The organism is Enterobacter sp. BNK-13 (genome assembly GCF_048685015.1).
Taxonomy (GTDB): domain Bacteria; phylum Pseudomonadota; class Gammaproteobacteria; order Enterobacterales; family Enterobacteriaceae; genus Enterobacter; species Enterobacter quasiroggenkampii.
Genome location: NZ_JBLQTP010000001.1, coordinates 591,388 through 615,322 on the forward strand (window position 1 = coordinate 591,388; position 23,935 = coordinate 615,322).

20 protein-coding genes are annotated in these 23,935 nt (G+C 58.3%); 14 read left to right on the forward strand and 6 right to left on the reverse strand.

Translation table 11 applies throughout. From position 1 onward, the window contains the following. Positions 1 to 6: 6 nt before the first annotated feature. On the reverse strand, positions 7 to 816 hold the full coding sequence (gene proC / locus ACMGGQ_RS02745; protein ID WP_032656527.1) for a pyrroline-5-carboxylate reductase: 810 nt from the start codon (positions 814 to 816) through the stop codon (positions 7 to 9). A gap of 97 nt (positions 817 to 913) precedes the next feature. Here proC and ACMGGQ_RS02750 point away from each other — a divergent pair, with 97 nt between their 5' ends. The 5 genes from ACMGGQ_RS02750 (at position 914) to ppnP (ending at position 3,551) form a co-directional block, all read left to right on the forward strand. Beyond that, the gene (locus tag ACMGGQ_RS02750) at positions 914 to 1,372 is read left to right on the forward strand and encodes a YaiI/YqxD family protein (protein ID WP_010428006.1); all 459 of its coding nucleotides are present in this window, start codon (positions 914 to 916) and stop codon (positions 1,370 to 1,372) included. 144 nt (positions 1,373 to 1,516) lie between these two features. Beyond that, the gene (gene aroL, locus ACMGGQ_RS02755) at positions 1,517 to 2,041 is read left to right on the forward strand and encodes a shikimate kinase AroL (RefSeq protein ID WP_045909805.1); all 525 of its coding nucleotides are present in this window, start codon (positions 1,517 to 1,519) and stop codon (positions 2,039 to 2,041) included. A gap of 44 nt (positions 2,042 to 2,085) precedes the next feature. After that, positions 2,086 to 2,277: a protein YaiA gene (yaiA, locus tag ACMGGQ_RS02760; protein ID WP_023334675.1), complete on the forward strand. Its 192-nt coding sequence runs from the start codon at positions 2,086 to 2,088 to the stop codon at positions 2,275 to 2,277. A gap of 237 nt (positions 2,278 to 2,514) precedes the next feature. Further along, complete coding sequence (locus ACMGGQ_RS02765) at positions 2,515 to 3,192, forward strand: AroM family protein (protein ID WP_045909804.1); 678 nt, start codon at positions 2,515 to 2,517, stop codon at positions 3,190 to 3,192. A 71-nt stretch (positions 3,193 to 3,263) separates the two neighbouring features. Beyond that, positions 3,264 to 3,551 carry a pyrimidine/purine nucleoside phosphorylase gene (gene ppnP, locus ACMGGQ_RS02770; RefSeq protein WP_008503270.1) on the forward strand — a complete coding sequence of 96 codons (288 nt, stop codon included), beginning with the start codon at positions 3,264 to 3,266 and terminating at the stop codon, positions 3,549 to 3,551. Positions 3,552 to 3,599: 48 nt separating this feature from the next. On the opposite strand, the gene rdgC is transcribed toward ppnP, so the two are convergent. Further along, the gene (rdgC, locus tag ACMGGQ_RS02775) at positions 3,600 to 4,514 is read right to left on the reverse strand and encodes a recombination-associated protein RdgC (protein ID WP_023310540.1); all 915 of its coding nucleotides are present in this window, start codon (positions 4,512 to 4,514) and stop codon (positions 3,600 to 3,602) included. 123 nt (positions 4,515 to 4,637) lie between these two features. Between rdgC and mak the strand changes: the two genes are divergently transcribed. Then, positions 4,638 to 5,543 (forward strand): fructokinase, encoded by a 906-nt coding sequence (gene mak, locus ACMGGQ_RS02780; protein WP_235400239.1) that lies wholly within the window; start codon positions 4,638 to 4,640, stop codon positions 5,541 to 5,543. 97 nt (positions 5,544 to 5,640) lie between these two features. Here the strand turns inward: mak and sbcC are convergent, their stop codons facing one another. Both sbcC and sbcD read right to left on the reverse strand, forming a co-directional pair. Then, positions 5,641 to 8,772 (reverse strand): exonuclease subunit SbcC, encoded by a 3,132-nt coding sequence (sbcC, locus tag ACMGGQ_RS02785; RefSeq protein ID WP_420289560.1) that lies wholly within the window; start codon positions 8,770 to 8,772, stop codon positions 5,641 to 5,643. Next, complete coding sequence (gene sbcD / locus ACMGGQ_RS02790) at positions 8,769 to 9,974, reverse strand: exonuclease subunit SbcD (protein ID WP_420289561.1); 1,206 nt, start codon at positions 9,972 to 9,974, stop codon at positions 8,769 to 8,771. Before sbcD ends, sbcC begins: the two co-directional genes overlap by 4 nt. Before the next feature lie 187 nt (positions 9,975 to 10,161). Between sbcD and phoB the strand changes: the two genes are divergently transcribed. The 7 genes from phoB to ACMGGQ_RS02825 all read left to right on the forward strand — a co-directional run bounded on the left by phoB (position 10,162) and on the right by ACMGGQ_RS02825 (position 21,415). After that, positions 10,162 to 10,851, forward strand: coding sequence for a phosphate response regulator transcription factor PhoB (phoB, locus tag ACMGGQ_RS02795; protein WP_008503265.1), 690 nt, complete (start codon positions 10,162 to 10,164; stop codon positions 10,849 to 10,851). Positions 10,852 to 10,872: 21 nt separating this feature from the next. Continuing rightward, positions 10,873 to 12,168 (forward strand): phosphate regulon sensor histidine kinase PhoR, encoded by a 1,296-nt coding sequence (gene phoR / locus ACMGGQ_RS02800; RefSeq protein ID WP_045909799.1) that lies wholly within the window; start codon positions 10,873 to 10,875, stop codon positions 12,166 to 12,168. Positions 12,169 to 12,577: 409 nt separating this feature from the next. Further along, positions 12,578 to 13,897 carry a branched-chain amino acid transporter carrier protein BrnQ gene (brnQ, locus tag ACMGGQ_RS02805; protein ID WP_045909798.1) on the forward strand — a complete coding sequence of 440 codons (1,320 nt, stop codon included), beginning with the start codon at positions 12,578 to 12,580 and terminating at the stop codon, positions 13,895 to 13,897. An 80-nt stretch (positions 13,898 to 13,977) separates the two neighbouring features. Further along, complete coding sequence (gene proY / locus ACMGGQ_RS02810; RefSeq protein WP_008503261.1) at positions 13,978 to 15,351, forward strand: proline-specific permease ProY; 1,374 nt, start codon at positions 13,978 to 13,980, stop codon at positions 15,349 to 15,351. A gap of 162 nt (positions 15,352 to 15,513) precedes the next feature. Then, the gene (malZ, locus tag ACMGGQ_RS02815) at positions 15,514 to 17,331 is read left to right on the forward strand and encodes a maltodextrin glucosidase (RefSeq protein ID WP_420289562.1); all 1,818 of its coding nucleotides are present in this window, start codon (positions 15,514 to 15,516) and stop codon (positions 17,329 to 17,331) included. A gap of 86 nt (positions 17,332 to 17,417) precedes the next feature. Continuing rightward, on the forward strand, positions 17,418 to 20,033 hold the full coding sequence (locus ACMGGQ_RS02820) for a DUF2339 domain-containing protein (RefSeq protein ID WP_420289563.1): 2,616 nt from the start codon (positions 17,418 to 17,420) through the stop codon (positions 20,031 to 20,033). Beyond that, complete coding sequence (locus ACMGGQ_RS02825) at positions 20,030 to 21,415, forward strand: DUF3999 domain-containing protein (protein ID WP_420289564.1); 1,386 nt, start codon at positions 20,030 to 20,032, stop codon at positions 21,413 to 21,415. Before ACMGGQ_RS02820 ends, ACMGGQ_RS02825 begins: the two co-directional genes overlap by 4 nt. 43 nt (positions 21,416 to 21,458) lie before the next feature. Here ACMGGQ_RS02825 and ACMGGQ_RS02830 read toward each other — a convergent pair whose 3' ends face one another. Beyond that, positions 21,459 to 22,061: a peroxiredoxin gene (locus tag ACMGGQ_RS02830; RefSeq protein WP_008503347.1), complete on the reverse strand. Its 603-nt coding sequence runs from the start codon at positions 22,059 to 22,061 to the stop codon at positions 21,459 to 21,461. Positions 22,062 to 22,188: 127 nt separating this feature from the next. After that, positions 22,189 to 22,770 carry an ACP phosphodiesterase gene (acpH, locus tag ACMGGQ_RS02835; protein ID WP_235401491.1) on the reverse strand — a complete coding sequence of 194 codons (582 nt, stop codon included), beginning with the start codon at positions 22,768 to 22,770 and terminating at the stop codon, positions 22,189 to 22,191. 92 nt (positions 22,771 to 22,862) lie between these two features. Here acpH and queA point away from each other — a divergent pair, with 92 nt between their 5' ends. Then, positions 22,863 to 23,933: a tRNA preQ1(34) S-adenosylmethionine ribosyltransferase-isomerase QueA gene (queA, locus tag ACMGGQ_RS02840; RefSeq protein ID WP_048030078.1), complete on the forward strand. Its 1,071-nt coding sequence runs from the start codon at positions 22,863 to 22,865 to the stop codon at positions 23,931 to 23,933. The last annotated feature ends 2 nt before the right edge of the window (positions 23,934 to 23,935 follow it).

Genomic DNA, 23,935 nt, shown 5'->3' on the forward strand with positions numbered 1-23,935 from the left:
AAACGATCAGGATTTACTCAGCTTCTCTGATTTTTCCATGCATTTTGTCATGGCCTCAATGACGGCCGAGCGGAATCCGCGCTCTTCCAGCACCCGCACTGCTTCGATGGTGGTACCCCCAGGGGAGCAGACCATATCTTTCAACTCACCCGGGTGTTTGCCGGTCTCCAGCACCATTTTGGCGGAGCCCATGACGGCCTGCGCGGCGAACTTATACGCCTGGGCGCGCGGCATTCCGCCAAGCACGGCGGCATCGGCCATCGCTTCTAAAAACATGAAGACATACGCAGGCGCAGAACCACTGACGCCGACTACCGGATGGATCATCGATTCGGCAATCACTTCTGCTTCACCGAAGCAGCGGAAAATGTTCAGTACATCCGCCACGTCTTCTGAGGTCACCAGGGCGTTAGGCGTGACGGATGTCATGCCGGCGTTGACCAGTGAAGGGGTGTTTGGCATCGCACGGACGATTTTGCGGTCGTGGCCGAGCGCGCGCGCCAGCTGATCGAGCGTGACGCCCGCGGCAATCGACACCACCAGCGTCTCTTTATTCAGGCTGGAGGTGATGTCGCTCAGCACTTTGATCATGATGTTCGGCTTGACGGCGCCAAAGACGATATCGGCAACCTGGGCCACTTCCTGCGCGCTTTCGGCGGCGTTGATCCCGTACTGATCGCGCAACGCGGCGACCTTGTCCGGTGACGGGGTATAGACCCAAATCTGACCCGGCAGCACCTGCCCGCTGGCGATCAAACCGCCCAGGATGGCTTTGCCCATGTTACCGCAGCCGATAAACCCGATTTTCTTGTCCATCACGATTCTCCGTCATTATGCGTTGTTTTCTCTGATTGATAGCTTAACAACGAAATGCAGGCGACAATAGTCGGCAGAGTTATTAAGGGGAGACAATATGGCGATTTGGGTTGATGCGGACGCGTGTCCGAATGTGATTAAAGAGATTTTATTTCGTGCCGCCGAGCGCGTTCAGATGCCGCTGACGCTAGTGGCGAACCAGAATATTCGCGTACCGCCTTCGCGCTTCATCCGCTCTTTACGCGTACCGGCCGGGTTTGACGTAGCGGATAACGAAATTGTCCGCCTGTGCAGCGCGGAGGATCTGGTGATCACGGCGGATATTCCGCTGGCTGCCGAAGTGCTGGAGAAAGGGGCGGCGGCGCTCAATCCGCGCGGAGAGCGATACTCGCCGTCGACCATTCGCGAGAAGCTCACTATGCGCGATTTTATGGATACGATGCGGGCCAGCGGCGTGCAGACCGGTGGACCGGATAGCCTGTCACAGCGCGATCGCCAGCAGTTTGCTGCCGAACTGGATAAATGGCTGCTGGAAGTGAAGCGCCGCACAGCGTAATGATAATTATTGTCAATTTGTGGTACAGTGTGGCCTCCACAGGGTTGTCATCCCGTACCGCTTTGCAGTAAAGTAATCGCAACATCTTCTGCAATTATTTCTTTACACTCTTCAGCCATCCGGCATCAAGGGGAACACCTGGCTATGACCCAACCCATCTTTTTAGTTGGCCCCCGCGGCTGTGGGAAAACCACCGTTGGCCTGGAGCTGGCACGCGTGTGTCATCGCCAGTTTGTGGATACCGACCACTGGCTGCAAACCGAGGCTGGAAAAACCATCGCTGAGATTGTTGAACAAGAGGGATGGGAAAGCTTTCGCGCGCGCGAAACGGCCACGCTGAAAGCGGTCACCACCCCGTCTGCGGTGATTGCGACCGGGGGGGGCATTGTTCTGGCGGAGTGTAATCGTCAGTTTATGCGCGAAAAGGGAATTGTGATTTACCTCAGCGCGCCGGTGTCGGCCCTGGTTGGGCGCCTGGAAGCCTTTCCGGAAGAGGGGCAACGCCCTGCGCTAACCTCCAGGCCGCTGAACGAAGAGGTGAGTGAAGTGCTGGCGGAACGTGATGCGTTATACCGCGAAGCGGCTCACCACGTGGTGGATGCGTCAGCCTCTCCCGAAGACGTTGTGATTCAGATTATTACCGCCCTGCGTTTGGCTTGTGCCAGCTAAGCGGCGTCTATACTTATAGCTCAGACATAAAAAAAGGATGAGCTATGCCAACCAGACCTCCCTATCCGCGTGAAGCGCGCATTGTTACCGTTGAAAAAGGCCATACGGGTCATACCGTGACCTGGTATCAACTGCGTGCCGATCACCCAAAACCGGACTCGCTGATCAGTGAACACGAGACTGAACAGGAAGCGCTGGATGCGAAACGGCGCTACGAAGATCCCGACATAACCTGAATGTTTTCCTAAACGCTCCAGGATCGTGCCTGAATCACACTTTTTACTCATCGTGAAAGTTAAGCAGGAGTTAATATTTAGTTATTACAAGTAACTCTGGTATCGGCAGGCGATCTTTACATTTCGATGTCGGGATCACCTGCTACGCTTGGTGCTGTTTTGTTGAAAAAATGAACTGTGCAGCGTAGTGAGCCTGTACCTGTGTGCACGATGTTGGAGTAATGGAAGGCGACAAAGATGAAGGCAACGTTGGCGATCCTCACCATTGGTGTGGTCCCTGTAAGCGAAGTGTTACCGCTCTTAACCGAGCATGTATCTGAACAACAGATAACGCATCTGAGCCTGCTGGGGAAGATGAGTCGGGAAGAGGTCATGGAGGACTACGCTGTCGAGGCGGGGGAGGATCCCCTGGCGACGTTATTAAGTGACGGTAAACTGGCGCATGTTTCACGCCAGAAAATCGAGCGCTCGCTGCAGGGCGTAATAGAAGTGCTCGATAATCAAGGTTATGACGTTATTTTGCTGATGAGCACGGCCCCCATTAAGGGGCTCATGGCGCGCAATGCGATTCTGCTGGAACCGATGCGCATCATTCCGCCGCTGGTGGCCTCCATCGTGGATGGTCATCAGGTGGGGGTGATTGTCCCCATTGAGGAGCTCATGGATAACCAGGAGGCAAAATGGCACGTGCTGGAAAAAGTGCCCTTGTACGCGCTGGCCAATCCGTTCTGGGACAGTGAGGCCAAACTCATTGCTGCCGGGAAGGAACTGCTGGAAAGAGGGGCCGATGTCCTGATTCTGGACTGCCTGGGTTTCCACCAGCATCATCGTGATTTGCTGCAAAAAGCGCTGGATGTGCCGGTGCTGTTATCCAACGTTCTGATGGCTCGCCTGGCCTCGGAACTGCTCATGTAATGATTTTGCGTGACAGGTGATGAGCATGGCCCCTATAGTGAATTTTTATCTAAAAATATAAGGGCCAGTTCATGCTTCAGAGTAACGAATACTTTTCCGGTAAAGTGAAATCCATTGGTTTTACCAGCAGCAGCACTGGCCGAGCCAGCGTTGGCGTAATGGCGGAAGGGGAATACACCTTTGGCACGGCGGAAGCGGAAGAGATGACGGTGGTCAGCGGCGCGCTGAACGTCCTGCTGCCGGGTGAAACGGAATGGAAAGTTTACGCTGCCGGGCAAGTTTTCAACGTCCCTGGCCACAGCGAATTTCATTTGCAGGTGGCTGAGCCTACCTCTTATCTGTGCCGCTACCTGAAATAAAAAATTAGCCGGGTGGCGCTAACGCTTACCCGGCCAACGTTTTACCCGTTATCTCTGCGCTTCGCCGCCGAGACCTTCCACCAGATTCTGAATCAACGCGGCCAGCTCGCCGGTCATCAGGATGAAGTCCGCGTCAAAACGCTGGGCGTAATCTTCCCGGTCGATATCTTCGTTCTGATCGCGCAGCTCGTCGCAGAACTTCAGACGCTTCACTGAACCATCGTCGCACATCACGAACTGGATGCGCTGCTGCCAGTCGAGCGCCAGCTTGGTGACCACTTTACCCGCTTCAATGTGTACGGCGATCTCGTCGCTGACCAGATCCTGCTTCTTCGCGCGGATCACGCCGCCATCTTCCAGCAGGGCTTTCAGCTCGGCTTCATCAAGGATCTGGAAACCCTGTGCCGCAGCACCGCTGCGTACCCATTCGGTCAGCGTTAACTCAATTGGCGTTTCCAGCGCCAGCGGAACGACCGGTAACGAGCCGATGCTCTTACGCAGCAGGGCCAGCGTATCTTCTGCTTTCTTGGCGCTGGCGCAGTCCACCATAATCAGCCCGTTAACGGTGTCGATCCACATCATGGTCTGGCTGAAGCGGCTGAAGGCGCGCGGCAGCAGAGAGTGCAGCACTTCGTCTTTCAGCGAATCTTTTTCGGTCTTTTTCAGCTTGCGGCCCTGCTCGGCTTCCAGCTTGAAAATTTTCGCCTCGAGCGCCTGCTTAACCACTGGCGTGGGCAGAATCTTCTCTTCTTTACGGGCGCAGACGATGATTTGACCCGTGCTGCTGGCGTGGGTCAATGCATCGCTTTGTGAACCCATTGGCGGAACCCAACCGGTTTTTGCCATATCCTGGCTACCGCAAGGGGAAAAGGTATAAGCGGCTAACTGTTTTTCCATCTCTTCTGCACGCAGCGAAACGTCGCGGCTGAGACGGTAAACCATCAAATTTTTGAACCACAGCATGATAATTTCCACGGCCTTGTCGTTAAATCAGCGGGCATGATAACGAATTGTCGCATCGCTTGCATTGCTAATCGGGATGCGTGCTTCTACTCTGTTGATAATCAAAATAATGAGGAGAGTCTTGTGCGTATTGGCATTGATTTGGGCGGCACCAAAACAGAAGTTATCGCACTGAGCGAGCAGGGGGAACAGCTGTTCCGCCACCGTCTGCCTACGCCGCGCGATGATTATCACCAGACGATCGAGACCATTGCCAGGCTGGTTGAGATGGCCGAGCAGGCCACAGGACAAACCGGCAGCGTCGGGATGGGGATCCCAGGGTCGATCTCGCCGTATACCGGCGTGGTTAAAAATGCGAACTCCACCTGGCTCAACGGTCAGCCGTTTGATAAAGATTTAAGCGCGCGCCTGAACCGGGAAGTGCGCCTGGCCAACGATGCCAACTGCCTCGCCGTCTCTGAGGCCATCGACGGTGCGGCGGCCGGTGCCCAGACCGTGTTTGCGGTGATCATCGGTACCGGTTGTGGCGCGGGCGTGGCGTTAGGCGGGCGTGCCCATATCGGCGGTAACGGCACGGCGGGCGAGTGGGGACACAACCCGCTGCCGTGGATGGATGAAGACGAACTCAAATACCGCACTGAAGTCCCGTGCTACTGCGGAAAACAGGGCTGTATTGAGACGTTTATCTCCGGTACCGGTTTTGCGACCGACTACCATCGCCTGAGCGGCCAGCCGCTCAAGGGTAACGAGATCATGCGTCTGGTCGAAGCGCAGGACCCGGTGGCGGAGCTGGCGCTTAGCCGCTACGAAATGCGGCTGGCGAAATCGCTGGCCCACGTGGTGAATATTCTCGATCCTGACGTGATAGTGCTCGGCGGCGGTATGAGCAACGTCGATCGGCTGTACGCCACGGTGCCGAACCTGGTGAAGCAGTGGGTCTTCGGCGGCGAGTGTGAAACCCCGATCCGCAAAGCGCTGCACGGGGACTCCAGCGGCGTGCGCGGCGCGGCGTGGCTGTGGCCCGAATAAACGCAAAACGGCAACTTGCGTTGCCGTTTTTAATGTTTGTACCCTCTCCCTGTGGGAGAGGGCCAGGGTGAGGGCATCAGACCGCACGATCCCCCATTCATTCCACCGCAAATACCTTATCCAGCTTGCTATACCCCAGCCCGTTAATCTTCTTCACTTTGATCTGCACCGGAATACGCTCTTTCATCGCCTCTACGTGGCTGATCACGCCGATGGTTTTCCCGGTGGCGTTCAGCGCGTCGAGCGCATCCAGCGCCGTATCCAGCGTCTCACTGTCGAGCGTGCCGAACCCTTCATCCAGGAACAGGGAATCGATCCGCGTTTTATGACTTACCAGGTCGGAAAGCGCCAGCGCCAGCGCCAGGCTGACCAGGAAGCTCTCGCCGCCGGAGAGGGTGCGGGTATCGCGGACTGCGTCTGCCTGCCACGTATCCACTACTTCCAGCTCCAGCGCGTCGCTGGCCTTACGCTGCAATAAATAACGCCCGTGCAGACGGTTAAGCTGCTGGTTAGCAAGCCAGACAAGATTGTCCAGCGTCAGCCCCTGGGCGAACTTACGGAACTTGTCGCCGGTGCTGGAGCCGATCAGCGCGTTCAGGTACCCCCAGTCATCCGCCTGGCGCGCGGCCTCTTCAATTTGCTGCATCAACGCCAGCTGGTGCTGCCGGTTATCGCTGTCCTGCTTAAGCTGCTGACGGATCTCGCCCTGATGCGTGGTGTTCTCGCGCAGCTGTTGCGCCAACTGCTGCAGCTGGATTTGCAGCGTGGGTACATCGGCGTCGAGCCCTTGCGGCCTCTGCGCCAGATGAGACTGTAGCTGTTGGTTCGCTTGCCCGCACAGCGCCGCGGCCTGCTGTATCTGGTTTTCCAGCGACTGCTTTCGCTGTTCGAGATGGCGAATGGCATCGTCATCCAGCAGGGCGGCAAGAAACGCGTCCTGGTCGGCAAAGCAGCTTGCCGAGAGCGCCGCGGTGAACTGCGTCTGCGACTGCTGCAGGCGCTCTCGCTCCAGCGCTTCCTGCTGCTGTTGCGCGGTAAGCTGGCTTTGCAGCGACACGCATTCGTCGTGGATGGCGCGCCAGTTATCAGGAATAACCGGTTCGGTGTCTTCGCTGTTCGTTGCCGGAAGCGCGTCGAGCAATGGCTTCAGGGCGTTTATACGTTCCTGAAGCACGCCGTGCTGCGTTTGTTTCTCCTGCCACTGCGCGAATTCAGCTTCACGGGCCTGAAGCCAGGCGGCTTCCTGACCCTCTTCAGGTGCGTTAAGTGAGAGCGCGAGCAGGGCATGCTCCAGCGCCTGCCGCGTAGCCGCCAGCTGCTGCTGATACTGCCGCTCCTGCGCTTCCTGTTCGCTCAGCTGGTTCTGCAGGGTGAGACGCTGACTGAGCTGATAAAGCTGGCGCTCGTAAAGTTCCTGTTCGTTCAACCATGGCGCGATATCGTCCTGAATATTCAAGGTAATGTTCAGGGACGTGCAGGCCGCCACCCACTCTTTAGTGAGCGCTTGCTCTTCCTGAGAAAGCGTCTGCGCGTCGTCTGTCTCGCGCTGGATCTGCTGAGTCAGGGCATTGACCTGTCCCAGCACCAGCAGGCCTTCCTCTTTAAGGGCGGCGACCTCTTTTTCCAGGGCATCACGGCGGCGCTGGTTATCCGTCAGCTCAAGCGACTGATATTGCTCAACGGCCGGATGTTCGCAGGAACCGCACAGCGGACAGGGTTTGCCCGCCTCAAGCTGGGAACGGTAATGCTCCAGCTTCTTAATTGTTGCTTCGGTTTCGCACAGGGCTTTTAGATCGAGATAATGCTGGTTTTTCTCTTTGTACTGCTGGCGGCGCAGCGTCAGCGTTTCATTAAGCTTACTTTGTTCAGCCTGCGCCTTCTGCATGCTTTCACTGCTCTGGCGCAGGCGCTTTTGCAGCGGCTGATAGCGGGCATGCAGCGACGTTAGCTGCTGGCGCAGTGTGCGTAACCGGGACTGCTGCTCCATGGCCGCGCTGACCTCATCCGCCGTCAGCGTCAGCGCATTTTCCGGCATCGCAGCCAGCCTGTTGCGTAATTCACCTATCCGCGCAGCAAGCGAGGCTAACTGCGTTTTATCGCGGTTAAGCTGCGAGAACTGGGCACGCCAGCCTGCAATCTCCTGACCTAACAGACGATAGCGCTCGTGCTCCGCCAGCCACTGCGCCAGCGCCGTCAGTTCGGTCTGAAGCTGCTCGTGGTCACGCAGGGCGGTATTGCGGATACGCGAACGCAGCGCGGTTCTGGTCTGTAAGCGAGTATTTACTTCGATAATTCGCTGCTGGGTTTGCGTCAGGCGCGCGGTTTGCTCCTGCTGATGATCCCAAAGCGGCCGAAGCTGGGCGGCGGGGAGAGCAAGCTGCAGTTTTGCCAGTTCAGGCGCAGCGTCCGTCAGCGCCTGTTGCGCCAGCTGCTGCATCGCGGTGACGCGCTGTTGCTCGCGCACGAGCTCATCATGGCGCGTAAGCCACTGAAAATCTTTCTGTTGGTTTTGCTGCTGTTCCAGCAGGGTTTTCTCTTCGTCAGTAAGTGCCTGCAAACTTTGCTGTAACTGCTGCTGTTGTTCTTCGCTCAACAGCACGACGCCCGCCGCCTGCGCCTCGCACTTTTCAAGCACGCTGCGGGCGGCTTTGTGTTTCTCAAACACCATGGCGGAAATCTGACCGTAGATTTCGGTGCCGGTCAGCTCTTCCAGCAGCTCGGCGCGATCGCTCGGTTTGGCGTTGAGAAAGGCAGCAAACTGCCCCTGTGAAAGCAGCATGGAGCGGGTAAAGCGCCCATAGTCCAGCCCGGTGAGCGCGGCGGTTTGCTCCAGCTTATCCGTCACTTTGTCGGCCAGGATTTTGCCATCTTCGCAGCGTGCCAGCTCCACGCGCGGCGCCTGCAGGTTCCCGTCCGGCTGGTTGCGCGCGCGGTTCTGGCTCCAGAAGGCGCGATAGGCGGTGCCTTTTACCTCGAACTCCACTTCCGCCAGGCACTCGGCGGTGTCGCGCGTCATCAGGTCGTTTTGCGCCTGGGAGACCTTCTGCAGTCGCGGCGTTTCGTGATAAAGCGCCAGACAGATGGCGTCGAGCAGGGTGGTTTTACCTGCCCCGGTCGCGCCGGTGATGGCAAACAGCCCGTTGCTGGCAAACGGCTCAGCGGTAAAATCAATTTTCCACTCGCCCTTGAGGGAGTTAAGATTTTTCAGTCGCAGGCTCAAAATTTTCACGCGTTTTCTTCCTCCTCATTGAGCGCATGCAGGGTATGGCTGAACAGTTCGCTGAGCCTTGCGCGCTTCGCCTCGTCGATTTCCTCCTGCGAGAGTCTGCGTTCAAACACCTCTTCGACCCCCAGTTCACTGAGCGTTTCGCGTTGGGCGCTTAACAGGATTTTCTCGCGCTGCTCGCGGCTGCGGCGCACCAGCAAGACCTCAACCGGCAAATCTTCGGTCAGCGCCTGGATTTTTCGCTGCATATCGTGCAGGTAGTCGTCGGTGGTGATTTCGATGTCCAGCCAGATGGGGGGATCTTGCTCGACGCCGCGCCACTGCTCCAGTTGGGCGGTGATGGCATCGAGATCGCCTTTCAGCACGGCCAGCGGCTGAGTAACGGGCACCTCCAGCGTGTCGACGGCGCTGAGTTTCCCGTTGGAGAAGGTCACCAGATGTACGGATTTGGCTTTGCCCGTTTCGTCAAAGCTGAGCGAAAGGGGGGAGCCGCAGTAGCGGATGTGCTCGCAGCCGCCGACGATCTGCGCCCGGTGAATGTGCCCGAGGGCAATGTAGTCGGCGGGCGGGAAGTGCTGCGCCGGAAAGGCATCCAGCGTGCCGATATAGATGTCACGCACGGCGTCACTTTTACTGGCCCCGACGGTGGTGAGGTGCCCGGTCGCAATCACCGGAATCGACTGGTCACCGCGCAGGGCACAGGCTTCGGCGTGCTGCTGGTGGTAATAGTCGGTGATGGCCTGTAATAAATGTTGCTGCTTTTCCGCGCCCGACAGCCCCGCCTGGCTTTGCACGATGTCGCGCGGACGTAAAAACGGTATCGGACACAGCACCGCTCCCGGCGACCCGTCGCGCTTTTTCAGGATCTGCGGGCCGTGCCCGGCGCTGGCGACGACGGTGGTATTGAGAAACGCCAGGATGTCGCGGGATTCATTCAGCGTTGCGACGGAATCATGGTTGCCGGCGACAATCACCAGATGACAGCCGGTTTGCTGCAGATTCACCACGAAGCGGTTATACAGCTCGCGCGCATAGCTCGGCGGCGAGCCGGTATCAAAGATGTCACCCGCCACAATAATCGCGTCCACCTCGTGCGTCCGGGCCGTTTCCAGCAGCCAGCCCAGGAACGCTTCATGTTCAGCCGCACGGCTTTTGCTGTAAAAATTTTGACCCAGATGCCAGTCCGAGGTGTGAAGTATGCGCATAGCTGATCCGTGGCAAAAAAGAGAAAGCAGGATTATAAACGTTCAGAGAAGGGAAAATAACCGCTGTAATAAAACAACGGTTTGCCCGTTAACGTGGTACTGTTTTTCATAAATCTGTCATAAATCTGACGCATAATGGCGCCGAATTACAAACTTGTAACGTAAATAAGATAAGACAGGGCAAAGTATGGCGAGACGTATTCTGGTCGTAGAAGATGAAGCTCCAATTCGTGAAATGGTGTGCTTCGTGCTCGAACAAAATGGCTTCCAGCCGGTTGAAGCAGAAGATTATGACAGTGCAGTGAACCAGCTGAATGAACCCTGGCCCGATCTGATTCTGCTGGACTGGATGTTGCCCGGCGGCTCCGGACTGCAGTTTATCAAACACCTGAAGCGTGAAGCGCTGACCCGCGATATACCGGTCGTGATGCTCACGGCGCGCGGAGAAGAAGAGGATCGCGTGCGTGGTCTGGAGACCGGCGCGGACGATTACATTACCAAACCGTTCTCTCCCAAAGAGCTGGTGGCCCGCATTAAAGCCGTAATGCGCCGTATTTCGCCGATGGCGGTGGAAGAGGTGATCGAAATGCAGGGGCTGAGCCTTGATCCGACGTCTCACCGCGTGATGACCGGTGAAAATCCCCTCGACATGGGGCCTACCGAATTTAAACTCCTGCACTTCTTTATGACCCACCCGGAGCGCGTTTACAGCCGCGAGCAGTTGCTGAATAACGTCTGGGGAACTAACGTGTATGTCGAAGACCGGACGGTTGACGTACATATCCGCCGCCTGCGAAAAGCACTGGAACTGAGCGGCCACGATCGCATGGTGCAGACGGTCCGCGGCACGGGTTATCGTTTTTCTACCCGTTTCTGAACAATGACAGGAGTGTGACGCGTGCTGGAACGTCTGTCATGGAAAAGGCTCGTCTTTGAACTGATTTTATGCTGTATTCCGGCCTTCATTCTGGGGGCCTTTCTTGGACACCTGCCGTGGTTTCTGCTGGCGTCGGTCACCGGGCTGCTCATCTGGCATTTCTGGAACCTGCTGCGCCTCTCCTGGTGGCTGTGGGTTGACCGAAGCATGACGCCGCCGCCGGGAAGCGGCAGCTGGGAGCCGCTGCTGTACGGTCTGCATCAGATGCAGATGCGTAATAAAAAGCGCCGCCGCGAGCTGGGAAGCCTGATTAAGCGTTTTCGCAGCGGTGCAGAATCGCTGCCGGATGCCGTGATTCTGACGACCGAAGAAGGGACGATCTTCTGGTGTAACGGCCTGGCGCAGCAGCTGCTGGGCCTGCGCTGGCCGGATGACAATGGACAGAATATCCTCAACCTTCTGCGTTATCCCGAGTTCACGCTGTACCTGAAAAAGCGTGATTTCACCCGTCCGCACAATCTCAAGCTCAATAATGGTCGCCATCTTGAGATCCGCGTGATGCCCTACAGCGATAAGCAGTGGCTGATGGTGGCGCGCGATGTCACCCAGATGCACCAGCTGGAAGGGGCGCGTCGTAATTTCTTCGCCAACGTCAGCCACGAACTGCGAACCCCGTTGACCGTGCTGCAGGGCTACCTGGAGATGATGCAGGAGCAAACGCTGGAAGGTGCGCCGCGTGAAAAAGCGCTGCACACCATGCGCGAGCAAACGCACCGGATGGAAGGCCTGGTGAAGCAGTTGCTGACGCTCTCGAAGATTGAAGCGGCGCCAACGCTCGCGCTGAATGACACCATTGATGTCCCGATGATGCTGCGGGTCGTAGAGCGTGAAGCGCAGACGTTAAGCCACAAAAAGCACCACCTGACCTTTGACGTCGACAACACGCTGAAGGTGCTGGGCAGTGAAGATGAGCTGCGCAGCGCCATTTCCAACCTGGTGTATAATGCGGTGAATCATACGCCGGAGGGGACGGATATCGTGGTGCGCTGGCACCATACCCCAACGGGGGCCGAGTTTAGCGTGGAGGACAACGGGCCGGGGATTGCGCCGGAGCATATTCCGCGTCTGACCGAGCGCTTCTACCGTGTGGATAAAGCGCGATCGCGGCAGACGGGCGGAAGCGGCCTCGGGCTGGCGATTGTGAAACACGCGGTCAACCACCATGAAAGCCGTCTCGATATTCAGAGTACCCTGGGTAAAGGAACCCGCTTCAGCTTCGTTATCCCGGAACGATTAATTGCCAAAAAGATCGCCTGACGGCGGGCGTGTCATTTTACCTTTCCACGGGTCAGCCATCGCTGGCCCGTTTGCTTTGCAGTCAAGCGAAACGCGGATGAATTTTATACGGCTGGCTGTTTTTTGTTCGCATGATTAGCCATGGGTTTTTCTTATAAACAGCATATTGTGCTGGTGCGTATTTTCATGCTGGCATATTGTTCTGGTTTTACGATCCCACCTTGCCTTTAAACGTTATAAGCGTTTAAATTGCGCCCCAGATACTGTCAGACCGACTGTATTTGCGTGGTAAATCGAAAAACTATTCTTCTCCACGCCAGGACGGGAGCATTTCCCGCTGAAATTGAGCAAATTTTCGGCTGTATCGTCCCGTCAGGGATATCGAAAATCTCAATGTTTTCAACACCACATCCACAGGCAGTAAGGTTTTATGACCCATCACTTAAAATCGCGTGACATCATCGCGCTGGGCTTTATGACATTTGCGCTGTTCGTTGGCGCAGGCAACATCATTTTCCCTCCAATGGTTGGCTTACAGGCGGGTGAACACGTCTGGACCGCCGCGTTTGGTTTCCTGATTACTGCCGTGGGTCTGCCGGTGCTGACCGTCATCGCGCTGGCGAAAGTCGGCGGCGGTGTGGATAGCCTCAGCTCCCCGATCGGCAAAGTGGCAGGCGTTCTGCTGGCAACCGTCTGCTATCTGGCCGTGGGGCCGCTGTTTGCCACCCCGCGTACCGCGACCGTTTCCTTCGAAGTGGGGATTGCTCCCCTGACCGGTGACGGCGCGATGCCGCTGTTCATCTACAGCCTGATCTACTTCGCTATCGTGATTCTGGTTTCCCTCTATCCTGGCAAGCTGTTGGATACCGTGGGTAACTTCCTGGCTCCGCTGAAAATTGTGGCGCTGATTGTCCTGGCGGTAGCCGCCATCGTCTGGCCCGCCGGCCCGATTAGCGACGCGATGGACGCCTACAAAAACGCCGCGTTTTCTAACGGCTTCGTGAACGGCTACCTGACGATGGATACGCTGGGCGCGATGGTGTTTGGTATCGTTATCGTTAACGCCGCGCGTTCCCGCGGTGTGACCGAAGCGCGTCTGCTGACCCGCTATACCATCTGGGCCGGTCTGATGGCTGGCGTAGGGCTGACGCTGCTGTATCTGGCGCTGTTCCGTCTGGGCTCCGATAGCGCCATGCTGGTCGATCAGAACGCCAACGGTGCGGCTATCCTGCACGCCTACGTTCAGCACACCTTCGGTGGTGCGGGCAGTATGCTGCTGGCGGCGCTCATCTTCCTGGCCTGTCTGGTTACCGCGGTTGGCCTCACCTGCGCCTGTGCTGAGTTCTTTGCGCAGTATCTGCCGCTCTCTTACCGTACCCTGGTGTTTATCCTTGGTATCTTCTCCATGGCGGTGTCCAACCTCGGTCTGAGCCACCTGATTCAGGTCTCTATTCCGGTACTGACGGCGATTTATCCGCCGTGCATCGTGCTGGTGGTGCTGAGCTTCACCCGCCCGTGGTGGAACAACTCCTCACGAATTATTGCGCCAGCCATGTTTATCAGCCTGATTTTTGGTATCCTTGACGGGATTAAAGCATCAGCGTTCGCGGAAGTTCTGCCAGCCTGGACACAGCGTCTGCCGCTGTCCGAGCAGGGTCTGGCCTGGCTGATGCCTACCGTTGTTGCGCTGGTTCTGGCGATTATCTGGGACCGTGCCGCAGGGCGTCAGGTCGCATCGAACGCCCATTAATCAACGGCAACAAACTGTTTAACCACGGGGCTTAAGGCCCCGTGGTTTTTTGTTTTTTCGTGTTGAATGGCAAGATTTAAATGGAAAGCACTAACAAACTTAAACGTGGATTGAGCACACGCCACATCCGCTTTATGGCGCTGGGCTCGGCTATCGGCACCGGTCTTTTTTATGGCTCGGCAGATGCCATCAAAATGGCCGGTCCCAGCGTGCTGCTGGCGTACATCATCGGCGGCGTGGCGGCGTATATCATCATGCGCGCCCTCGGCGAAATGTCGGTTCACAACCCCTCCGCCAGCTCATTCTCCCGCTACGCGCAGGAAAACCTCGGCCCGCTGGCCGGGTTTATCACCGGCTGGACCTACTGCTTCGAAATCCTGATTGTGGCGATTGCCGACGTGACGGCGTTTGGCATCTACATGGGCGTCTGGTTCCCGGCGGTACCGCACTGGATTTGGGTGCTGAGCGTGGTGCTAATCATTTGCGCCGTCAACCTGATGAGCGTGAAGGTGTTTGGCGAGCTGGAGTTCTGGTTCTCCTTCTTCAAGGTCGCCACCATCATCATCATGATTGTGGCCGGTTTCGGGATTATCATCTGGGGGATTGGCAACGGCGGGCAGCCGACCGGGATCCACAACCTCTGGAGCAACGGTGGCTTCTTCAGCAACGGCTGGCTCGGGATGGTGATGTCGCTGCAGATGGTGATGTTTGCCTACGGCGGTATCGAGATTATCGGTATCACCGCCGGGGAAGCGAAAGACCCGGAGAAATCCATTCCGCGCGCGATCAACTCGGTGCCGATGCGTATTCTGGTGTTTTACGTGGGTACGCTGTTCGTGATCATGTCCATTTACCCGTGGAATCAGGTGGGTACCAACGGTAGCCCGTTTGTCCTGACCTTCCAGCATATGGGCATTGCATTTGCGGCCAGCATTCTCAACTTTGTGGTGCTGACCGCGTCGCTTTCGGCGATCAACAGCGACGTCTTTGGCGTGGGCCGTATGCTGCACGGCATGGCGGAGCAGGGCAGTGCGCCGAAGGTGTTCGCCAAAACCTCGCGCCGCGGCACGCCGTGGGTGACCGTCGTGGTGATGACCGTGGCGCTGCTGTTCTCGGTTTACCTGAACTACATCATGCCGGAGAACGTCTTCCTGGTGATTGCGTCCCTGGCGACCTTCGCAACGGTGTGGGTGTGGATCATGATTCTGCTGTCGCAGATTGCCTTCCGCCGTCGCCTGTCGCCGGATGAGGCGAAAGCGCTGAAGTTCAAAGTACCGGGCGGCGTTGCGACCACCGTCGTCGGGCTGATTTTCCTGGTGTTTATCATTGGCCTGATTGGCTACCATCCGGACACCCGCATTTCGCTCTACGTGGGCTGCGCGTGGATCGTGCTGCTGCTGGTGGGCTGGGTGTTTAAATGCCGCCGCGACCGTCAACTGGCGGAAGCGCAGTAACATCCTTTTCCCCTCTCCCCGTGGGAGAGGGTTAGGGTGAGGGCATCAGGCCGCACTGATGCCTCCTCCCCCGTCCTCCTCCCCCAATAAATCCCATCATGGTGAGCTATCCTTAACCACCCTGTGGCAAGGTGACGTCAATTTCATCAGAGGGGATTCGTGATGTTAAACGCCTGGCACCTTCCGGTTGCCCCATTTGTTAAGCAAAACAAAGACAACCTTGTGATTACGCTCTGGCTGGCGGGGGAAAACCAGCCCGATCGCGTGACGCTCCGCGCCGAAATCGATAACGAAGAGACCGGGTTGAAAATGCACAAGCTGCGCAGCCAGCCGCAGCCGGGGATCACCGCCTGGCGGGCGAATATCGACCTGAACAGCGGACAGCCGCGCCGCCGCTACAGCTTTAAGCTTTTGTGGAACAACCGTCAGCTGTGGTTTACCCCGCAGGGGTTTAGCCGTTTCCCGCCCGCACGGCTGGAGCAGTTTGCTGTGGATTACCCGGATAACGGCCCGCAGTGGGTTAACGATCAGGTCTTTTACCAGATTTTCCCGGACCGTTTTGCGCGCAGCGAAAAGCGCACTGCCGACCAGGATAAGGTCTACTACCACCATGCCGCGGGCCATGACATTATCCTAAAAGCGTGGGATGAGCCGCTGACCGCGCAGGCGGGCGGATCGACCTTCTACGGCGGCGATCTCGACGGCATCAGCGAAAAGCTGCCGTACCTGAAAAAACTGGGCGTGACGGCGCTCTATCTCAACCCGGTGTTTAAAGCCCCGAGCGTACATAAATACGATACCGAAGATTATCGCCACGTCGACGCGCAGTTTGGCGGTGACGAGGCGCTGCTGCGCCTGCGTAAGAACACCCAAAACGAAGGCATGCGTCTCATTCTGGACGGTGTGTTCAACCACAGCGGAGATTCGCATGCGTGGTTTGATCGGCATAACCAGTCGATGGGCGGGGCATGTCATAACCCGGATTCGCCGCAGCGCGACTGGTATAGCTTTAATGAGGAGGGGCGTGCGCTGGACTGGCTGGGCTACCCGAGCCTGCCGAAGCTGGATTTCCAGTCGCCAACGCTTGTGAACGAGATTTACGGCGGGGAAGACAGCATCGTGCGCCACTGGCTGAAGGCGCCGTGGAATATGGACGGCTGGCGTCTGGACGTAGTGCATATGCTCGGCGAAGCGGGCGGGGCGCGGAATAACCTTCAGCACGTCGCCGGGATTACGCGCTCGGCAAAAGCGGCCCATCCGGAGGCGTTCGTCTTTGGCGAGCACTTTGGCGACGCGCGCCAGTGGCTGCAGAACGATGCGGAAGATGCGGCGATGAACTATCGCGGCTTTACCTTCCCGCTGTGGGGATTCCTCGCCAACACCGATATCTCCTACGATCCGAATCATATCGACGCTGAAACCTGCATGGCGTGGATGGAGAACTACCGCGCCGGTCTGTCGCATCAGCAGCAGCTGCGGATGTTTAACCAGCTCGATAGCCACGACACCGCGCGCTTTAAATCCCTGCTCGGCAAGGATGTCGCGCGTCTGCCGCTGGCGGTGACCTGGCTCTTCACCTGGCCGGGCGTACCGTGCATCTACTACGGAGACGAGGTGGGGCTGGACGGCAACAACGATCCGTTCTGTCGCAAAACCTTCCCGTGGGCGCCGGAGAAACAGGACAAGGTGCTGTTCAGCCTGTATCAGCGCCTGGCGAAGTTGCGTAAGCAGAGTCTCGCCCTGCGCTACGGCGGCTGTCAGGTGGTGTACGCCCACGATAACGTGGTGGTGTTTGCTCGCGTCTATAACCAGCAGCGCGTGCTGGTGGCGATCAACCGGGGCGAGGCCTGCGAAGTGGTGCTGGATGATTCACCGCTGCTGAAGGTGGCAGCGTGGAAGAGCAAAGAGGGCAAGGCGACGATACAGGACGGCGTGCTGGCGCTGCCTGCGGTATCCGCGACGATCTGGTTCGGCAGCTAATGCGCTAATGTTTCCACCTTTTAAGATGGCGCAAATGCAACGATTTGTGTCAATCTTAACGGATCGTTTACGGTGAAGGTGGAAACATGGACGAGCTTTACATCCTTGGCTGTTTATTCCTGGTTTTTGCGCTGCTGGTTGCGCCCGTGCTTGCGGTTATCGGGTTTAATCGCAGTACGGCAGCGCGGCAGGAGATTGCCCGGCTGCGCCAGCGCATAGAGGCGCTTGAGCAGCGCGGCGTGCCTGAGAACGCGCCGGAGCCGGTGCAGACCGCCGCGCCGGTGGCTATGACCGCGCCGGTGGTGGAGGACGCTCCCGCGCCTGTCGACCCCTGGCGACCCGATATTCCCGCAGCGGTGGCAGAACCCGCTCAGGCTCCTGCGCCAGTGGCAAAACAGCCTTCAGCCTTTGGCGGTATCCTGACGTCGCTGGCGCGCTGGTTCATGCAGGGTAATCCGCTGGCGAAGCTGGGGATCCTACTGCTCTTCCTCGGGCTCTCTTTCCTGCTGCGCTATACCGTCGAACATTCCCTGTTCCCGCTTGAGCTGCGTCTCGTGGCAACCGCGCTGTTTGCCATTGTTCTGCTGGCTGTCGGGTGGCGACTGCGGCACAGGCAGCGCGTCTATGCGTTGATCCTCCAGGGCGGGGCGACCGGCGTGCTCTACCTGACGGTGTTTGGCGCCTTCCGGCTCTGGCAAATGTTGCCGATGACGCTGGCTTTTGCGCTGCTGGTGGTGATTTGCGCGGCGAGCGTCGGGCTGGCGGTGCTGCAGAAGGCGCTGAGCCTTGCCATGCTGGCGAGCCTCGGCGGCTATCTTGCCCCGCTCCTCTTGTCTACCGGGGGCGGCAGCTTTGTCGCGCTGTTCTCTTTCTACCTCCTGCTGTCCATCGGCATTCTTGCTATCAGCATCTGGCAGCACTGGCGCGAGTTGAACCTGCTCGGGCTGCTGTTCACGTTCGGCGTGGGCGGCCTGTGGGGGCTGAATGACTACCAGCCTGAAGACTATTGGATTTGCCAGCTGTTCCTGATTGCCAATACGCTGATATTCGGCGTGCTGAGCGTGGCGCTGTCGCTGCGGGCGCAGGAGAAAGGGAAGCAGATCGTTGACGGCGTGCTGCTGTTTGCCCCGCCGCTGATCGGCTTCGGGATGCAGTACGGCATGACCCGGTACTGGGAATATGGCCCGGCGCTGAGCGCGCTGGGATACGGCGCATTTTATCTCACCCTCGCGTACCTCGCGCTGCGGCGCTATCCCTCCCTCGGACGGCCGCTGGTCATGGCGGCGCTGGCGATCGGCGGCGGGTTTGCCACGCTCGCCATTCCGCTGGCGCTGTCGGCGCGCTGGACGGCAATGGCCTGGGCGCTGGAGGGGCTGGGTATCCTCTGGCTGGGCGTGCAACAGCAGCAGCGGCGGATGAGCTATAGCGGGACGGCGCTGCTGGTGCTGGCGCTCGGCAGCGCGCTGTGGGCGCAAACAAACGGCGTTACGCCGCTGAGCCTGCTCCTTATCTTCGCCATCCTTAGCCTTTGCTGGCTGGCTGCGGCCTGGCTGTGGCGGACTCTCTTCCTGCCGGTCAGCTGGGCGCTGCTGGCAGGTGGTCTGCTGTTCTGGCTCGTGGCGCTATTGGGCGCATCGCGGCTGGCATTGACGAAGGAATTACCGATTCTGGCGGGCGTGCTGGCGCTGACGGCGGCGTCGGCCTGGGGCTGGCGGCAGGTGGCCGCTCGTCTGGCGTGGCGAGAGCTGGACGCCAGCAAATGGCTGCTCTGGCCGGTTATGCTGCTGATGGTGGGTTATCAGCTCTGGCACCAGCAGATCGTCTCCGCCGGCTGGTCAAACCTGGCCTGGTGCGTTGCGCTTCCTGCCGCGCTAATGCTGCTGCGGCGCGACGGCGAAAGACTCCTGCCGCGCATCGCGATGGGGCTGCATCTGTCGCTGTTCTGGATGATTTTACTGGCGCTGGCCGCCGAGCTTTACTGGTTTGCCCGGTCCCTGCCGTGGGGCATGGCGGCCTGGGGTAGCGGACTGGCGATGGCCGCAGGCGGCGGGGTGATTATGGTGCTCTCTGCTGCGGTACGGCGTCGCGTGTGGCCGTTCCGGGAGTGGCCTGCGCTCTACGCCTGCCTGGCACCGATTCCCGTAGTCGTGGCGCTGCTGGTATTGCTGGTGGTGACCAATTTCCAGGACGGCGTGGTCTATCGTCAGACCTGGCTGCCGCTGGTGAACCCGCTTGAGGAAGGTGCCGCGTTCGCGTTGCTGGGTCTGGTGGTCTTTTATCGGGCGGTGGATCGCTACTACCCGGCGTGGCTTGTGCAAGCGCGCCCGTGGCCTGCCGTCGCGCTCATGGCGTTTGGCTTCTGGTGGCTAAACGGTGCGCTGATGCGCGCCCTGGCCTGGTACGGCGACGTGGCCTGGAATATGGCATCGCTGTGGGATTCGCGGCTTATCCAGACCAGCTTTGCCCTGTTCTGGATGTTGAGCGCGCTGGTAGGCATGATCCATGCCACCCGTCGGGCTTCCCGGCAGGAGTGGCTCTGCGGGGCCGCGCTGCTGGGTGTGGTGATGGTTAAGCTGATGCTGGTGGACAGCGCGGGCGGAGGCGGTCTGTCGCGCGCGGTGGCGTTTATCGGCGTGGCGATACTGGTGCTGATAGTGGGCTATTTCTCGCCGCTACCGCCAAAAACAGGAGATGAAAAATGAAATGGATGAAAGCGGTAGCGTGTACCGCGCTGCTGGCGCTTTCCGGCCCGGCGTTCTGCGACGAGGTACCCGTGGAATCGCCCCGGGACTATGCCTTTGGTCGTTCACTCGACACGTCCGTTCCTTCCCGGTGGTATCGGGTGATGCTGCCGCTTGCCGTCTATGAGCAGAGCACGTCAGCGGATCTGCATGATGTTCGCGTCTTTAACCAGTCGGGCGAGCCGGTTCCCTTTAGCCTGATCGCCGCAACGCGCCCGCAGGACACAGCGCACTCCACGGCGCTGCGTCTCTTTCCGCTGGACGCCTCGCCGCTCGCAGCTGCCTCAGACGCCGGTGACAGCGATAAGATCCTGCTCCGTTCCCGAAACGGCGTTGAGATTGTGCTGGAGGGGCAAAAAGCCGCCGCAGCCGGGCAACATTACCTGCTGACCTTGCCGGAGCAGACGACGGGTGAGCTGGCCATATCCCAGCTGCAGCTGCTCTGGAATACCCCGCAGACGCCGTGGCAGGGAACGGCGTCGGTCTATTACAGCGAGGATCTTAAGCGCTGGTATACCCTGCGCGAAGATATGCCGCTGCTGGACGTCTCCAGTGGTCAGGATCGTCTTAAGCTCGATCGGATCGATACCGATACGGTTTTGTCTCCCGTGGCGAATCGCTATCTCATGGTGGTGCTGAATACGCAGAGCAAGGGGATAACGTTGACTGGCGTAAACGCAATCAGCGCACCTGCGCAGGCGGCTCCGGAAGAGATCAATCTTGAGGGGGAAGGGGAGCCGCTATCGACAAGCGAAGCGCAGTGGCGCTGGGTGCGCCCGCAGCCGCTGAGTGCTGTCAGCATTTCGCTGAACGGTGATGGTGTCCTTCCCGTGGAGATCGCGTGGCGCAGTACGGAAAAAGACGCATGGCACCCCCTGAAAAAAGAGGTGATTTACCGTCTGGAGGGAAAAACGTCCGGACCGGTTTCGCTTAGCGGGGGCCTGGTGCAGGCCGTGAAAATCACGACGCTGAATGCGCGTCTGCCAGAATACCTGCCGAGCGTCACGGGGCATCGCGACCGCTATGACCTGGTGTTCAACGCGCAGGGGAAAGCGCCGTACGTGCTTGCCTGGGGCAACGGCGCCGCAAAGCCTGCCAGCGTGGAGCCCGATATGCTGATCCCCGCCGACCTGCGTAAGACCTATGCTATGGCGAACCTGCCTCAGGCCGACATTATGGATGACGTTGCGTTAGGCGGCGAGGGGCGTCTGACCGCCACCTCTGCTGCCGATCGGGCGAGCTGGATGAACGCCCTGCTGGTATGGGGCGTGCTGATTGCGGGCGTGCTCCTGCTGGCGGGCATGGCCTGGCGCATCTGGCGGGAAACGCAGCGTAAGGCATAAAAAAAGGCCCGCATAAGCGGGCCTTTCTCGTAAACCGTGCCGATTACAGGCTGGATACGTTCTCAGACAGGTATTTAGCCACGCCGTCTGGGGAAGCAGCCATACCTTCTTTACCTTTTTCCCACTGAGCCGGGCACACTTCGCCGTGCTCTTCGTGGAACTGCAGCGCGTCAACCATGCGCAGCATTTCGTCGATGTTACGACCCAGCGGCAGATCGTTCACAACCTGGTGACGAACGATGCCGTTCGCGTCGATCAGGAAGGAACCGCGCAGCGCAACGCCAGCGTCCGGATGTTCGATACCGTAAGCCTGCTGGATTTCGCGTTTGATGTCCGCAACCATTGCGTATTTCACCGCACCGATGCCGCCTTTGTCGACAGGGGTGTTACGCCATGCGTTGTGTACAAATTCAGAGTCGAAGGAGACGCCAACCACTTCTACGCCACGCTTCTGGAATTCTTCATAACGTTTGTCGAACGCGATCAGCTCAGACGGGCAAACGAAAGTGAAGTCCATTGGCCAGAAGAACAGAACGGTCGCTTTACCGTTGGTGTGCTGTTTGAAGTTGAAGTTTTCAACGATTTCACCGTTGCCCAGAACTGCTGCAGCTGTAAAATCCGGAGCCGGACGAGTTACCAGAACCATATGATTCTCCTGTAGATACTAAGGTTATTTGGAACGCAACGCGAGCCAGTATAGAGAGTGTTCATGGATAAGACAAAGAGGTGGTGACAATCGTTCCGCCAGCTTTTACCTATCAATACGAATTCTGTCAGAGCTGTTTGTTTTTCGCCTGCGCCATCATGCGGGGATAGAACTGCCAGAAGCGGGTCTCCAGCGCATCGTAATGTTCATCCAGGTCATACCAGGAATCCCGCAGCGCGTCCAGTCGCGGGCGACGGCTCGCCATCCCATTTAACACGTTCTGGATGAAGTCCATCTCGCGATAGCGCTCCAGCCAGCGTTCCGACCACAGATAGTTGTTCAGATTGACAAAGCGCGGCGGCGAGTCGGGCAGAATGATCGACACCTGCTGGTGGGCATAGCGCACAAATTCGGGCAGGGGTAGCTCCGGCGAGAGCTGTGCCCAGTGGCGCGACAGGAAGTGATCCCACATCACGTCGAGCGTGATCGGCGCAACGCGGCGCGTTTCAGGGCGGAACCACGCTTTGGCTTCCGTCACTTCCGGCAGTTTATCCGTCAGCACGTCGATGCGGCGGTGCATAAAAATCCCGTCGACAACCTCAGGGGAGTAGTCTTCTGCGGGATTACCGCGTACGAAATCGGCCAGCAAATTGCCCGAGAGGGAGCTGTCAGCGAGGTGCGCGAGATGCAGGTGAGCGAGAAAATTCATGCGTTTTATTTGTCCGGGGGCGGCTAGTTGTTGCAGCAAAAGGGTGTGAGCACTAGACTATGCCGCCTGTTTTTAAGTCACGAGTATACGTCATGCGCGTCGCCGATTTCTCCTTTGAACTACCTGAATCCCTGATTGCTCACTATCCCATGCCTGAGCGCAGCAGCTGTCGCTTACTGTCACTGGATGGGCCAACGGGCGAGCTGACGCACGGTACTTTCACCGATTTGCTCGACAAGCTCAACCCTGGCGATCTGCTGGTCTTTAACAATACCCGCGTGATCCCGGCGCGCCTGTTCGGCCGTAAGGCCAGCGGCGGCAAGATTGAAGTGCTGGTCGAACGTATGCTTGATGATAAACGTATTCTGGCACATATTCGCGCCTCCAAAGCCCCGAAGCCGGGCGCTGAGCTGCTGCTGGGCGATGATGAGAGCATCAAGGCGACCATGACCGCGCGCCACGACGCGCTTTTCGAAGTGGAGTTTAACGACGAGCGCACGGTGCTTGATATCCTGAACGCCATCGGCCACATGCCGCTGCCGCCGTATATTGAGCGTCCGGACGAAGAGGCCGACCGCGAGCTGTATCAGACCGTCTACAGCCAGAAGCCTGGCGCGGTCGCGGCCCCAACGGCAGGTCTGCACTTTGATGAGCCGCTGCTGGAAAAACTGCGCGCGAAAGGCATTGAGATGGCGTTCGTGACGCTGCACGTCGGCGCGGGTACCTTCCAGCCGGTGCGCGTGGACAGCATTGAAGATCACATCATGCACTCTGAGTATGCTGAAGTGCCTCAGGACGTGGTGGACGCGGTGCTGGCGGCGAAAGCGCGCGGCAGCCGCGTCGTGGCGGTCGGTACGACGTCTGTGCGCTCACTTGAGAGCGCCGCGCAGGCAGCGAAGAACGATCTTATTGAGCCATTCTTTGGCGATACGCAGATCTTTATCTACCCAGGCTACCAGTACAAAGTGATTGATGCGCTGGTGACCAACTTCCATCTGCCTGAATCGACGCTGATTATGCTGGTCTCCGCATTCGCGGGTTATCAGCATACGATGAATGCCTACAAGTCTGCGGTAGAACAAAAATATCGCTTTTTTAGCTACGGTGACGCGATGTTTATCACGTACAATCCGCAGGCTTTGAATGAGCGTGTCGGGGAATAAGT

Bases quoted from the DNA above. Each gene is read 5' to 3' on its own strand.
- proC (WP_032656527.1), bottom strand. From the start codon at position 816: ATGGACAAGAAAATCGGGTTTATCGGCTGCGGTAACATGGGCAAAGCC.
- ACMGGQ_RS02750 (WP_010428006.1), top strand. From the start codon at position 914: ATGGCGATTTGGGTTGATGCGGACGCGTGTCCGAATGTGATTAAAGAG.
- aroL (WP_045909805.1), top strand. From the start codon at position 1,517: ATGACCCAACCCATCTTTTTAGTTGGCCCCCGCGGCTGTGGGAAAACC.
- yaiA (WP_023334675.1), top strand. From the start codon at position 2,086: ATGCCAACCAGACCTCCCTATCCGCGTGAAGCGCGCATTGTTACCGTT.
- ACMGGQ_RS02765 (WP_045909804.1), top strand. From the start codon at position 2,515: ATGAAGGCAACGTTGGCGATCCTCACCATTGGTGTGGTCCCTGTAAGC.
- ppnP (WP_008503270.1), top strand. From the start codon at position 3,264: ATGCTTCAGAGTAACGAATACTTTTCCGGTAAAGTGAAATCCATTGGT.
- rdgC (WP_023310540.1), bottom strand. From the start codon at position 4,514: ATGCTGTGGTTCAAAAATTTGATGGTTTACCGTCTCAGCCGCGACGTT.
- sbcD (WP_420289561.1), bottom strand. From the start codon at position 9,974: ATGCGCATACTTCACACCTCGGACTGGCATCTGGGTCAAAATTTTTAC.
- phoB (WP_008503265.1), top strand. From the start codon at position 10,162: ATGGCGAGACGTATTCTGGTCGTAGAAGATGAAGCTCCAATTCGTGAA.
- brnQ (WP_045909798.1), top strand. From the start codon at position 12,578: ATGACCCATCACTTAAAATCGCGTGACATCATCGCGCTGGGCTTTATG.
- proY (WP_008503261.1), top strand. From the start codon at position 13,978: ATGGAAAGCACTAACAAACTTAAACGTGGATTGAGCACACGCCACATC.
- malZ (WP_420289562.1), top strand. From the start codon at position 15,514: ATGTTAAACGCCTGGCACCTTCCGGTTGCCCCATTTGTTAAGCAAAAC.
- ACMGGQ_RS02820 (WP_420289563.1), top strand. From the start codon at position 17,418: ATGGACGAGCTTTACATCCTTGGCTGTTTATTCCTGGTTTTTGCGCTG.
- ACMGGQ_RS02825 (WP_420289564.1), top strand. From the start codon at position 20,030: ATGAAATGGATGAAAGCGGTAGCGTGTACCGCGCTGCTGGCGCTTTCC.
- ACMGGQ_RS02830 (WP_008503347.1), bottom strand. From the start codon at position 22,061: ATGGTTCTGGTAACTCGTCCGGCTCCGGATTTTACAGCTGCAGCAGTT.
- acpH (WP_235401491.1), bottom strand. From the start codon at position 22,770: ATGAATTTTCTCGCTCACCTGCATCTCGCGCACCTCGCTGACAGCTCC.
- queA (WP_048030078.1), top strand. From the start codon at position 22,863: ATGCGCGTCGCCGATTTCTCCTTTGAACTACCTGAATCCCTGATTGCT.